The sequence below is a fragment of the Streptomyces coelicoflavus genome, from assembly GCF_045041415.1.
GTDB lineage: Bacteria > Actinomycetota > Actinomycetes > Streptomycetales > Streptomycetaceae > Streptomyces > Streptomyces coelicoflavus.
On the sequence record NZ_CP108218.1, the window covers coordinates 5,602,262 to 5,614,017 of the forward strand.

The window sequence follows — 11,756 nt, forward strand, 5'->3', positions numbered from 1 at the left end:
CGCGTGTCGACGGGAGAGGCGGACGGGGCCGTGGCAGGGGCAACGCCGGGGACAGGGCCGGGGGCCAGGCAGGCCGTGGGCGAGGCCCGCAGGATCGTCGTCAAGGTCGGTTCCTCCTCGCTGACCACCGCCGCGGGCGGCCTGGACGCCGACCGGGTCGACGCGCTCGTCGACGTGCTGGCCAAGGTGCGCGGCGCCGACAAGGAGGTCGTCCTCGTCTCCTCCGGGGCCATCGCCGCCGGGCTCGCCCCCCTCGGCCTGCGCCGCCGCCCCAGGGACCTGGCCCGCCAGCAGGCCGCCGCCAGCGTCGGCCAGGGGCTCCTGGTCGCCCGCTACACCGCCTCCTTCGCCCGCTACGGCGTCCGCGTCGGCCAGGTGCTGCTGACCAGCGACGACATGAGCCGCCGCGCCCACCACCGCAACGCGTCGCGCACCCTCGACAAGCTGCTGGCGATGGGCGCCTTCCCGATCGTCAACGAGAACGACACCGTCGCCACCGACGAGATCCGCTTCGGCGACAACGACCGCCTCGCCGCCCTCGTCGCCCACCTGGTCCGCGCCGACCTGCTGGTGCTGCTGTCCGACGTGGACGGCGTGTACGACGGCGACCCGAGCAGACCGGACACGTCGCGGATCGCCGAGGTGCACGCCCCGGCCGACCTCGCCGACATCGAGATCGGCAGCGCCGGCAAGGCGGGCGTCGGCACCGGCGGCATGGTCACCAAGGTCGAGGCGGCCCGGATCGCCGCCGCCGCCGGCATCCCCGTGGTGCTGACCAGCGCGGTCCACGCGGCCGACGCCCTGGCCGGCGGCGACACCGGCACGTACTTCCACGCCACCGGCCGCCGCTCCGCCCACCGGCTGCTGTGGCTCCAGCACGCCTCCGCCCCGCAGGGGGCGCTGGTCCTCGACGACGGCGCCGTACGGGCGGTGGTGGAGGGCCGCAAGTCGCTGCTGCCGGCCGGTATCGCGGGCCTCGAAGGGGACTTCGCCGCGGGCGACCCCGTCGAGCTGCGGGACGGCGCGGGCCGTGCGGTGGCCCGGGGACTGGTCAACTTCGACGCCAAGGAGATGCCCCGGCTGATCGGCCGCTCGACCCGGGAACTGGCGCGCGAACTCGGACCCGCGTACGAACGTGAGGTCGTACACAGGGACGATCTGGTGATCCTGCACCCGTAATGGGTCGAAACGTCCCCGAATCGGCGGTGGACGTTCCGCAAAACCGCCCCGCGATCTCGCGCGGCCTGCTCAACTTTCCTCAGGGACAAGCCCGGCCGACCACCGGGCCGAGCCGTGTGCGTGAAGGAGGGGCCGTCGTGAGCGGAGTACGCCCTGGGACGGCGGCGCCCCGCGGTGGCAGCGCCTCCCGCGGTGGTGCGGGCACCCGCGGCGCAACGGGCGCGCGCTCCGGCGCCGCCCGGGGCGCGAACCGCGCGGGCGGCGAGGAGCGCGCCCTCACCAGCGTCGCCGCCGGCGACCGGTTCCGCGGCGAGGAGCCCGAGCACGTCCCGCGCCTGTGGCACGTCACCCTCAGCGTCTCCGGCGCCCGCGCCCCGCTCACCGAGGTGCGCCGGGCGCTCGAACAGCTCGCGCACGACCACCCCTTCCTGCTGACCAGCCGCTACGCCGACGACCACGCGGAGATCCGGTACTGGGAGGAGGCCCGCGACCTGCACGACGCCGCCGCCGTCGCCCTGCGCCTGTGGGGCGAGCACCGGCAGACCGCGGGGCTGCCGCCCTGGGAGATCGTCGGCCTCGAGGTCATCGACCGGGCCACCTACCACCAGCGCATCGCCGCCGGGTACGGGCCCGCTCCGGCGACACCGGTCGGCGTCCACCCGTTCTGACCCGTCCCCCGGTCCGGCTTCCGCCCCGTCTTCCGGCATATCTCGCGAGATGGGACGGCAGGCGTACGCCCCCACCGCGCGCACTACCCTTCCCCCATGACCACGCTCTCGCCGTACGACTCGATGTCCCCCGTCGCCCGGGCCGCCTACCGGGCCAAGGCCGCCGCGGCCGACCTCGCGCCGCTGCCGCGGGCCGCCAAGGACGACGCGCTGCTCGCCGTCGCGGACGCCCTCGAGGTCCGGACCAGCGAGATCGTCGAGGCCAACGCCCAGGACGTGGCCAAGGCCCGCGCCGCCGGGACCAGCGAGGCCATCATCGACCGGCTCACCCTCACCCCGGAGCGGGTCCGCGCCATCGCCTCCGACGTGCGCGACGTCGTCGCGCTGCCCGACCCGGTCGGCGAGGTCGTGCGCGGCTCCACCCTGCCCAACGGCATCGACCTGCGCCAGGTCCGGGTGCCGCTCGGCGTGGTCGGCATCATCTACGAGGGCCGGCCCAACGTGACGGTCGACGCCGCCGCCCTGTGCCTGAAGTCCGGCAACGCGGTGCTGCTGCGCGGCTCCTCCTCCGCCTACCAGTCCAACACCGCCCTGGTCCGGGTGGTCCGCGACGCCGTGGGCGGGGCCGGGCTGCCCGCCGACGCCGTGCAGCTGGTGCCCGGCGAGAGCCGCGACAGCGTGCGCGAGCTGATGCGGGCCCGCGGCCTGGTCGACGTGCTCATCCCGCGCGGCGGCGCCTCGCTGATCAACACCGTCGTCCAGGAGTCCACCGTCCCCGTCATCGAGACCGGCACCGGAAACTGCCACGTCTACGTCGACGCGCAGGCCGACCTCGACATGGCCGTCGACATTCTGATCAACTCCAAGGCCCAGCGCGTCAGCGTCTGCAACGCCGCCGAGACCCTCCTGGTCCACCAGGACATCGCCGCCGAGTTCCTGCCCCGCGCGCTGGACGCCCTCGCCGAGGCCGGGGTCACCGTGCACGCCGACGAACGCGTGACGGCGTACGCCAAGGACTCCCGGGCGACCGTCGTCGAGGCGACGCCGGAGGACTGGGAGACCGAGTACCTGTCGTACGACATCGCCGCGGCCGTCGTCGACTCCCTGGACCGGGCCGTCGAGCACATCCGGCTGTGGACCTCCGGCCACACCGAGGCCATCGTCACCACCTCGCAGCAGGCCGCCCGGCGCTTCACCCAGCTGGTCGACTCCACCACCGTCGCTGTGAACACCTCCACCCGCTTCACCGACGGCGGCCAGTTCGGCTTCGGCGCCGAGATCGGCATCTCCACGCAGAAGCTGCACGCCAGGGGCCCGATGGGGCTGCCGGAGCTGACCAGCACCAAGTACATCGTCACCGGCGACGGACACGTACGCCGCTGACATCCGGGCGGCGGACGCACCGATCGGGGCATCTCACCCACCGGGAGAATTTCCCCGCCGTCTGCCCAAAACGACCCCCCAGGTCTAGTCTGGACCCGTGCCGGAGGACGTGGGGGGCACGCCGTTCCCGGACGGCAGGGAGCCCGACGACGACCACGACCGCGGGGTGTCGGACGAAGAGTTCGCCTCCGTGGTCTTCGACGAGGCCTTCGTACAGGCGGCCGCGGTGCACGAGCCGACCGCCGTCGAACGCCTCCTGGCCGCCGCGGAGGCCAGAGCCGAGGCCACCGAGGCGGAAGCGGCCCGCCGCGGCCGCAGCAGAGCCGAGCGCTACGACGACGGGTACGGCGAATTCGGCCATGATCCCGACCTCGACGACCCGGACGACGACCGCGACCCCCTCGACCGCCCCTACGGCGCCCCCGCGGCCTACGGCAAGCAGGCCCGCTGGCACCGGCCCGTCGCCTGGCTGCTCGCCCTCGCGATGGGCATCGGCATGGTCGCGCTGGCCTTCGCGGCCGTCTACCGGGGCGCCTCCTCGGGCAGCGGCCCGCAGCAGGTGCCCCCGCCCGCCTCGACCGGCCCCGAGCAGGGCGGCACCGCGACGCCCTCGGCCTCCGCCGACTACTCCCGGCCGGCCGTGCCGGTGCTTCCGCGCAGCCCCTGACCTGCCCGCCGACCGGCGCCAAGCTGTCCCAACTTGACCTGCACCGGTGCGTTTACGCGCCCTTCCGCAGACTCACTCTGAAGGTATGGCAGGGCTTGGCGGTCCGCCCGGAGGAACGCCCGAGGGCGCCCCCGGAGGCGGCGAGGACGAGTACCGATCCGTCGTCTTCGACGAATCGTTCGTGCGCGCTGCCCCGCTCCAGGAGTTCTCCGCCCAAGAACGCATCACCGACCACGCGCCCGCCGTGCGCCGCCGCCCGCCGCTGCGCCGGGCCGGACTGTCCCGGCAGGCGCTGATCCTCGTCCTGCTGATCGCCGTCGCCTTCGGCACCGCCATCTACATGGGCGTACGGCACCCCTACCAGGACCCCGCCGGGGAGCGGGCCGCCGAACCGGCGCGGATGACCCTCGTCCCGCTCGCGCCGCGGGACCGGGTGCCCGGCGCCGACGACGCCGCGTCCCTGTACGCGCACAGTCCCGCCGCGCACTTCAGGACCGCGGCCCAGGGTGTCCCGCTTCCTGGGGCCCGGCGCACGGCGCACTTCTCCGAGGACCAGGTGATGAACGCGCTCACCACCGCCAAGAACTACATCCTGCGCTCGGCCCTCGACCCGGACGTCCTCGGCGGCGGGGAGGTCCGCTCCGTGCGGGTGCTCCTCGACCCGGACCAGCTCCAGCAGTTCGACGAGAGCTTCGAGGGCCCCGCCGCGGACGGCCGACACGCGCCCACCGGATGGCTGATCCGCTTCGACCCCGCCCGCGCCGAGCTGGCCGACCCGCGGATCCGGGTGGACGGCAGCCTGCGGATCGTGGAGAGCGACGCGTCCACCCTGGAGGTCACCACCGACCACACCATGGTGTACGCGCTGCGGCCGGCCGGCGACGCGCGGGCCGAGGAGTCGCTGTTCACCGTCCGGCGCGAGCTGCGCCTCCGCTTCGACCGGGACGACCTGCGGCTGCACCAGACCCGGCTCGTCGCCTCCTACGTCCAGGCCGGGCCGCTGTCCTGCGCCGAGGACTCGGCGGACTACCTCCGCCCGCTGCTGGCCGGCCGGCAGGCCGGAACCGGCCTCCCCGCCGCCACCGACCCGTACACCTCGGACCGGGCCACCGCCCTGTGCGGCAGCCTCGCGCAGGGCGCCCGGCCGAAGGCGTGAGCCGGCCGAAGGACCGAGCCGGGCGGGGCGTCAGGCCCCGTCGCGCGGAGAGCCGTCCCGCGGGGACCGCGGACCGCCGCTCCCGTTGTCCCCGTCGCTCCCGTCGCTCCCGGGGCCCTCCGGTCCCCGCGAACCGCCGGAGCCCTCCGCCGGCCCGTCCCCGTCCTTGGGCGGCCTCGGCTGGGAGCCCGCGAAGCCCCCGAAGCCCCGCCGCATCCGGTCCCCGAGGTCGCCGGCGCCGCCCGCGATGTCGTTGACCAGCTTCATCAGCGGGTCCTTGGAGCTGCGCACGTGCGTGGCGTAGTGGGACGCGGACTCCCGGAAGGAGTCCCGCACCGAGGTGTCCTTGTCCTCGTCGCGGCGCGGGTAGTGGCCGTCCATGGTCCGCTGGTACTCGCGGGAGGCCGCCCACTTCTTCAGCTCGGCGGCCCGGACCGTGGTGAACGGGTGCGAGCGGGGCAGCACGTTGAGGATCTTCAGCACGGAGTCGCGCAGGTCGCCGCTGGCCTCGTACTCCTCGGCCTGCTCCAGGAAGGCGTCCACGTTCATCTCGTGCAGGTGATTGCCGCCCGCGATCTTCATCAGGCCCCGCATCGACGCCTGGAGGTCCTGGCCGACCAGCAGGCCCGCGCGGTCGGCGGACAGCTCCGACTTGCGGAACCACTCGCGCAGCGCGGTCACGATCGCCATGATCGCCACGTTGCCCAGCGGGATCCAGGCGACCCGGACGGCCAGCGAGGTCAGGAAGAGCAGGATGGTCCGGTAGACCGCGTGCCCGGACAGGGCGTGCCCGACCTCGTGCCCGACGACCGCCCGCATCTCCTCCTCGTCGAGCAGCTCGACCAGGCCCGTGGTGACGACGATGATCGGCTCGTCCAGGCCGATGCACATCGCGTTCGGAGCAGGGTCCTGCTTGACGTACATCGCGGGAACCTTCTCCAGGTCCAGGATGTAGCAGGCGTCGCGCAGCATGACGTTCAGATGGGCGAACTGCCGGTCCGAGACCCGCACCGAGTCGGACAGGAACAGCAGCCTCAGACTCCGCTCGGGCAGCAGGCCGCTCAGCGCCTTGAAGACCGTGTCGAAGCCGCTGAGCTTGCGCAGCGCCACCAGCGCGCTGCGGTCGGCCGGGTGCTCGTACGCACGCGAGGAGATGCCGGGGAAGCGCCTGCGCTGCCTGCTCGGCACGTGCTCGTGCCCGTTGTCGTGGCTGTCGGACATCTCTTCCCCCATATACGGATGTATGAAGATCTGTGACCTGTACGTATGTCTGGCCTTTGCGAACCCTTGTGCGGCCCTTTGCACCCCAGGAGCCGGGCCCAGCCTAGGCGGCGATACCGTGGACGGGCAGTACGTCGAAGGAGTCCACACCATGCAGCACCTCCCCCACACCGACTGGCTCGCCGGGGCCGCGACCGCCGCCGAGCAGCAGGGGCCGGGGAATCTGCTCCGGATCGTCCTGATCGTGATGGTGGTGGGCTGCGTGCTGACCGCGTGGTTCCTGCTGCGGGGGTACAAGCAGAAGGACGACTGAGGAGATCCGAAGGTTCCCCGGTCGCCCCGGTCCTCGCCCGCCCGCATACGATGAGCGGACGTCTTGTCCCGCCCACACCGGATAGGTCCTGCCGAAGATGAGCCTTCCCCTCAGCGCCGCCCAGTTCGTCACCCTCGCCGCCGAGGGCGGCGAGGAGCACGGCGGCAACCACGCGAGCCTCAGCCCCTACGTCACCGGCTTCGGTGCGCTGATCGTCCTGCTGCTTCTGCTGTGGATCACCACCCGGTTCAACCGCGACCGCTGAGCGGGCGGTTCCGTGGGCGCGACCGGGTCGCTCCGGGCGGGCCGGTAGGGTCTGCTCGCATGGGAGAGCACGACACGCCTACCGGCCCGGCGCACGCGCCGGCGCGCGGCACGCAGAACGCGGTGCCCGCCCGCGCCCCCGGCCCGGTCAACGGTCCGGGCGACGGCCCGACGTCGGGCAAGCGACGCCTGGGCGTCATGGGCGGCACCTTCGACCCGATCCACCACGGACACCTCGTGGCGGCCAGTGAGGTCGCCGCGCAGTTCCAGCTCGACGAGGTGGTGTTCGTGCCGACCGGGCAGCCGTGGCAGAAGAGCCACCGCGCGGTCTCCGCGGCCGAGGACCGCTATCTGATGACGGTCGTCGCGACCGTGGAGAACCCGCAGTTCTCGGTCAGCCGCATCGACATCGACCGCGGCGGCCCCACCTACACCGTCGACACCCTCCGCGACCTGCACGCCCTCAACCCGGACGCGGACCTGTTCTTCATCACCGGGGCCGACGCCCTCGCCCAGATCCTCACCTGGCGCGACAGCGAGGAGCTGTTCTCCCTCGCCCACTTCATCGGCGTCACCCGGCCCGGCCACACCCTCACGGACGCCGGACTCCCCAAGGGCGGCGTCTCGCTGGTCGAGGTCCCCGCCCTCGCCATCTCCTCCACGGACTGCCGTGCGAGAGTCGCCAAGGGCGATCCCGTCTGGTACCTGGTGCCCGACGGAGTCGTGCGCTACATCGACAAACGCCGGCTGTACCGCGGCGAGTGAGCCGAGAGGGGCACCGGTGAACGACGGATACGACCCGGGACACGGCGACGACCAGTACGAACTCGTCGGCTACGACGAGTACGGCCGCCCCGTGTACCGCCAGGCCCAGGGGCCCGCCCAGGGCCAGGTCCCGCCCCAGCCCGGCGGGCAGCAGCAGTACGACCCGTACGCGCAGCAGCAGGGACAGCAGTACGCGCAACAGCACGGACAGCACGGGCTCCAGGGGCAGCAGCAGTACGGGCAGCAGGGCTACGGCTACGACCCGTACGCCACGGGCACCCAGCAGCCCGTGCAGCAGCCCTACGACCCCTACGGCTCCCAGGGCGGCTACGACACCGGTCAGCAGCCCCCGCAGCCGCCCGCGCCCGGCTACGACGCCTACGGCGGCCACCCCGGCGCCCCGCACGGCGGCGGCCCGGCCCCGCAGCAGCCGTACGACCCCTACGGCCGGGCCGCGAGCAGCGGCCCGCAGCCGCGGGTCGCCGAGCAGACCGCCCACATCCCGCAGCAGGCGGGCCCGGCCGGGCAGCGGGAGCGGACGGACACCGACGAGCCCTCGGCCGCCGACGGCGGGGACTACCGCACTGAGCAGTTCGCCTTCGTCGAGGAGCCGGCCGGCGACTCCGAGGACGTCATCGACTGGATGAAGTTCACGGAGAACCGCACCGAACGCCGCGAGGAGGCCCGCCGGCGCGCACGCTCGCGCATCGTCGCCCTGGTCGTCGTCCTCGCGCTGGTCGCGGTCGGCGGCGTCGGCTACCTCTGGTACGCCGGGAAGCTGCCCGGCGTGTCCTCCTCCGACGACAAGAGCGGCGGTACGACGACGGCGGGCGCCCAGAAGCGCGACGTGATCGCCGTCCACCTGCACGACACCAAGGGCGGCGGCACCTCCACCGCGCTGCTCGTCAACAACACCACCACCAAGCAGGGCACCGCCGTGCTGGTGCCCAACGCGCTCGCCCTGACCGGCGACGACGGCAGCACCACCACGCTCGCCAAGTCCGTCGACGACTCGGGTCCCGACGCGACCCGTACCTCCCTCGACTCGGCCCTCGGCACCGACATCGAGGGCACCTGGCGCCTGGACACCCCCTACCTCCAGATCCTCGTCGACCTGGTCGGCAACATCGACGTCGACACCGACGCCGACGTGCCCGACCCCGAGGCCAAGGACAAGGGCAAGGGCGCGGCACCCCTCGTGCACAAGGGCGAGGGCCAGACCCTCAGCGGCAAGATGGCCGTCGCCTACGCCACCTACAGCGCCAAGGGCGAGGAGGCCAACGCCCAGCTCCAGCGGTTCGGGCAGGTCATGCAGGGCGTCCTGCGCAAGCTGTCCTCCGACCCGCAGGCCGCGACGACCACCGTCCAGACCCTCGGGCTGATCCTCGACCCGCCGCTGACCGAGAAGGACCTCGGCACCTTCCTCGCCGGGCTCTCCGACCGCGCCAAGGGCGGCGACTTCAAGACCGCGCTGCTGCCCGTCCAGGACGACGGCCGGCTCAGCGCCGAGGCCAGTGACAGCGTCGTCAAGGACGTCCTCGGCGGCACCGCCAAGAGCCCCGACAAGGACGCGGCGGTCAGCGTCTCGGTCCGCAACGCCACCGGCGACGAGGACCGCACCGGCAAGGCCCGCGTGGTCCTCCTCAACGGCGGCTTCACCTTCGTGTCCGGCGGCACCGCCTCCGGCACCGAGGCCACGTCGGAGGTCGTCTACGCGGACGCCGCCGACAAGGAGAACGCCGTCCAGGTCGCCAAGACCCTGGGCCTGCCCACCGACTCCGTCTCGAAGGGGAAGGTCTCCGCGAACGCGCGGGTGTCGGTGGTGCTCGGCCAGGACTACAAGCCGGCGTCTTAGGGCCGGCGGACGGGGCGGACGGGGCGGACGGTTTTTCCGCGTGGGCCCGTGTCGGCGGTCGTGAGACCCTTGAGGTCAACCGACCGCCGACCCGAAAGCCAGGCAGTGACCGCGACCGACCGCTCCATCGAACTCATCAACGCCGCCGCACAGGCGGCGGCCGACAAGCTCGCGCACGACATCATCGCCTACGACGTCAGCGACGTGCTGTCGATCACGGACGCCTTCCTGCTGGCCTCCGCACCCAACGACCGCCAGGTCAAGTCCATCGTCGACGAGATCGAGGAGCGGCTGAACAAGGAGCTGGGTGCCAAGCCGGTGCGCCGCGAGGGCGACCGCGAGGCCCGCTGGGTCCTGCTCGACTACGTCGACATCGTCGTCCACGTCCAGCACAGCGAGGAGCGCGTCTTCTACGCCCTGGAGCGGCTGTGGAAGGACTGCCCCGAGCTGGACCTGCCCGCCGACGCCAAGGAGACCCGCGGCAAGGCGGAGGAGCACGCCAAGCTCCAGGCCGCCGAGGAGGCGACGCGGACCGACGAGGACTGGCGATGAGCGCCACCGGCGAGGTGACGGCCGGCAAGCCCGGCCGCGGCCGGCGCGTCATCCTCTGGCGGCACGGCCAGACCGCGTGGAACGTGGAGCGCCGCTTCCAGGGCAGCACGGACGTCGAGCTGACCGGGACCGGCGTCGCCCAGGCCCGCCGTGCGGCCGGACTGCTCGTGCACCTGCGGCCCGACGCGATCGTCGCCTCCGACCTCGTGCGCGCCGCGGACACGGCCGCCGAGCTGTCCGTGCTCACCGGCCTCGAGGTCACCCTGGAGGAGGGCCTGCGGGAGACCTACGCGGGCGTCTGGCAGGGGCTGACCCACGACGAGATCATCGCCCGGCACGGCGACGAGTACGCGGCCTGGAAGCGCGGCGAGCCCGTGCGCCGCGGCGGCGGCGAGCTGGAGACCGAGGTCGCCGACCGCGCGGCCCCCGTGGTGCTCCGGCACGCCGAGAAGCTCCCCGAGGACGGCACCCTCGTCGTGGTCAGCCACGGCGGCACGATCCGCACCACCATCGGCCGCCTGCTCGGCCTGGAACCGCACAGCTGGGAGAGCCTCGGCGGCCTCACCAACTGCTGCTGGTCCGTCCTGGGCGAGGGCGCCCGCGGCTGGCGCCTGCTGGAGCACAACGCGGGCACGCTGCCGGAACCGGTCCTCGGCGACGACGTCTGAGCCGTCTCCGGCGGGCCGGGACCCGGATTTCACTTTCCGGCAGGTCGCAGGCTAAAGTTCTTCTTGTTCGCCCCGCCGAGCGGAGCGAGCGAAGAGAAGGACCATGCGGCCCGGGTCGCGTGGCACCAGGGGCTATAGCTCAGTTGGTAGAGCGCCTGCATGGCATGCAGGAGGTCAGGAGTTCAATTCTCCTTAGCTCCACAGCCCACGGACGAATCCCGTCCCCTTCGGGGGGCGGGATTTTTCGTCTCCGCCCGCTTGAGCAACACGCGTCCCACAGGCGTATACGTCAATGGACTCCGTGTCCGGACCGGTACTGAGGCGTCGCTGACCGGGTCGGCCCGGTCGTGGCAGAATCAAACGGCCGGAAGGGGACCGCGGCCCGACGGGAGGGAGTGGCGATGCCTGGGAGCATCCTCGAGGAGGTCGGTCACCTCCTCGGCGGAGCGGTGGCGAGGAACACGCTCACCCGTCTCAGCTGCCCTTCCTGCGGATCCGGGCACGTGGCCCAAGTCCTCGGCGACAACGGCGGAATCTCTTACGTGTGCACGGCCTGCGGCCACAGCTGGAGCTGAGCGATGGGTGCACACAGGCGGAAGTGCGACTGGTGCGGCAGCGGCACGCCCATCGTGCGCGACATGGAGCCGGTCAACCCCGACTACCAGTACTGGTGCGAGGAATGCGCGCGGGCGCTGATCATAAAGGGCGACCCCATCGAGACGTACCGCGAACTCGAGGGCGAGCCGATCTACGGCCGGCTCCTCGAGGAGCACTGCACGCTCAAGCGGTTCTACTCGTTCGTGACGGCCTGACGTCCTGACGGCCCGACGCCTCGTCGAACCCGCAAGAGGGCGAAACGGGCAAAGCGGAAACGATTTGGTGTTGTGCCCGGTCGACCGTGTAATGTTGGCGTCGCCGCCGGGGAGACCGGGCGGCGGAAAACAAGGGGCTATAGCTCAGTTGGTAGAGCGCCTGCATGGCATGCAGGAGGTCAGGAGTTCAATTCTCCTTAGCTCCACAATCACACAGACGAACCCCCCGGATCTTCGGTCCGGGGGGTTCGTC

Annotated in this window: 13 protein-coding genes and 2 tRNA genes; 14 read left to right on the forward strand and 1 reads right to left on the reverse strand. The window is 72.5% G+C overall.

Annotated features, from left to right (window positions below):
• The first annotated feature begins 75 nt into the window (after positions 1-75).
• The 5 genes from proB (at position 76) to OHA99_RS24945 (ending at position 5,053) form a co-directional block, all read left to right on the forward strand.
• The gene (gene proB, locus OHA99_RS24925) at positions 76-1,179 is read left to right on the forward strand and encodes a glutamate 5-kinase (protein WP_282880810.1); all 1,104 of its coding nucleotides are present in this window, start codon (positions 76-78) and stop codon (positions 1,177-1,179) included.
• 137 nt (positions 1,180-1,316) lie between these two features.
• The gene (locus tag OHA99_RS24930) at positions 1,317-1,847 is read left to right on the forward strand and encodes a hypothetical protein (RefSeq protein ID WP_153179878.1); all 531 of its coding nucleotides are present in this window, start codon (positions 1,317-1,319) and stop codon (positions 1,845-1,847) included.
• Positions 1,848-1,943: 96 nt separating this feature from the next.
• The gene (locus OHA99_RS24935; RefSeq protein ID WP_007449511.1) at positions 1,944-3,230 is read left to right on the forward strand and encodes a glutamate-5-semialdehyde dehydrogenase; all 1,287 of its coding nucleotides are present in this window, start codon (positions 1,944-1,946) and stop codon (positions 3,228-3,230) included.
• Positions 3,231-3,327: 97 nt separating this feature from the next.
• Entirely contained in the window at positions 3,328-3,897 is a 570-nt protein-coding gene (locus OHA99_RS24940) for a hypothetical protein (RefSeq protein WP_153179880.1), read from the forward strand.
• A gap of 85 nt (positions 3,898-3,982) precedes the next feature.
• A complete protein-coding gene (locus OHA99_RS24945) occupies positions 3,983-5,053 on the forward strand; it encodes a hypothetical protein (protein WP_405697930.1) in 1,071 nt (356 codons plus the stop codon).
• A gap of 30 nt (positions 5,054-5,083) precedes the next feature.
• Here the strand turns inward: OHA99_RS24945 and OHA99_RS24950 are convergent, their stop codons facing one another.
• Positions 5,084-6,274 (reverse strand): M48 family metallopeptidase, encoded by a 1,191-nt coding sequence (locus tag OHA99_RS24950; protein WP_405697931.1) that lies wholly within the window; start codon positions 6,272-6,274, stop codon positions 5,084-5,086.
• Positions 6,275-6,425: 151 nt separating this feature from the next.
• Here OHA99_RS24950 and OHA99_RS24955 point away from each other — a divergent pair, with 151 nt between their 5' ends.
• From OHA99_RS24955 to OHA99_RS24995, 9 genes are all read left to right on the forward strand, one after another.
• Complete coding sequence (locus tag OHA99_RS24955) at positions 6,426-6,587, forward strand: hypothetical protein (RefSeq protein ID WP_007449506.1); 162 nt, start codon at positions 6,426-6,428, stop codon at positions 6,585-6,587.
• A 97-nt stretch (positions 6,588-6,684) separates the two neighbouring features.
• Positions 6,685-6,852: a hypothetical protein gene (locus OHA99_RS24960; RefSeq protein WP_153179883.1), complete on the forward strand. Its 168-nt coding sequence runs from the start codon at positions 6,685-6,687 to the stop codon at positions 6,850-6,852.
• Between the two features lie 59 nt (positions 6,853-6,911).
• Entirely contained in the window at positions 6,912-7,616 is a 705-nt protein-coding gene (gene nadD / locus OHA99_RS24965) for a nicotinate-nucleotide adenylyltransferase (RefSeq protein ID WP_153179884.1), read from the forward strand.
• Between the two features lie 16 nt (positions 7,617-7,632).
• The gene (locus tag OHA99_RS24970; protein ID WP_405697934.1) at positions 7,633-9,471 is read left to right on the forward strand and encodes an LCP family protein; all 1,839 of its coding nucleotides are present in this window, start codon (positions 7,633-7,635) and stop codon (positions 9,469-9,471) included.
• A 105-nt stretch (positions 9,472-9,576) separates the two neighbouring features.
• On the forward strand, positions 9,577-10,023 hold the full coding sequence (rsfS, locus tag OHA99_RS24975; protein ID WP_007449501.1) for a ribosome silencing factor: 447 nt from the start codon (positions 9,577-9,579) through the stop codon (positions 10,021-10,023).
• Positions 10,020-10,691, forward strand: coding sequence for a histidine phosphatase family protein (locus OHA99_RS24980; protein ID WP_405697937.1), 672 nt, complete (start codon positions 10,020-10,022; stop codon positions 10,689-10,691). Before rsfS ends, OHA99_RS24980 begins: the two co-directional genes overlap by 4 nt.
• A 128-nt stretch (positions 10,692-10,819) precedes the next feature.
• Positions 10,820-10,892 (forward strand) — tRNA-Ala (locus tag OHA99_RS24985).
• 377 nt (positions 10,893-11,269) lie between these two features.
• The gene (locus OHA99_RS24990; RefSeq protein WP_003976229.1) at positions 11,270-11,503 is read left to right on the forward strand and encodes a hypothetical protein; all 234 of its coding nucleotides are present in this window, start codon (positions 11,270-11,272) and stop codon (positions 11,501-11,503) included.
• A gap of 133 nt (positions 11,504-11,636) precedes the next feature.
• A tRNA-Ala gene (locus OHA99_RS24995) sits at positions 11,637-11,709 on the forward strand.
• The last annotated feature ends 47 nt before the right edge of the window (positions 11,710-11,756 follow it).

What these genes read in the sequence shown, in the direction of transcription:
- OHA99_RS24945 (WP_405697930.1), top strand. Translation starts at nt 3,983, where the DNA reads ATGGCAGGGCTTGGCGGTCCGCCCGGAGGAACGCCCGAGGGCGCCCCC.
- OHA99_RS24935 (WP_007449511.1), top strand. Translation starts at nt 1,944, where the DNA reads ATGACCACGCTCTCGCCGTACGACTCGATGTCCCCCGTCGCCCGGGCC.
- OHA99_RS24960 (WP_153179883.1), top strand. Translation starts at nt 6,685, where the DNA reads ATGAGCCTTCCCCTCAGCGCCGCCCAGTTCGTCACCCTCGCCGCCGAG.
- OHA99_RS24980 (WP_405697937.1), top strand. Translation starts at nt 10,020, where the DNA reads ATGAGCGCCACCGGCGAGGTGACGGCCGGCAAGCCCGGCCGCGGCCGG.
- nadD (WP_153179884.1), top strand. Translation starts at nt 6,912, where the DNA reads ATGGGAGAGCACGACACGCCTACCGGCCCGGCGCACGCGCCGGCGCGC.
- OHA99_RS24990 (WP_003976229.1), top strand. Translation starts at nt 11,270, where the DNA reads ATGGGTGCACACAGGCGGAAGTGCGACTGGTGCGGCAGCGGCACGCCC.
- OHA99_RS24955 (WP_007449506.1), top strand. Translation starts at nt 6,426, where the DNA reads ATGCAGCACCTCCCCCACACCGACTGGCTCGCCGGGGCCGCGACCGCC.
- OHA99_RS24950 (WP_405697931.1), bottom strand. Translation starts at nt 6,274, where the DNA reads ATGTCCGACAGCCACGACAACGGGCACGAGCACGTGCCGAGCAGGCAG.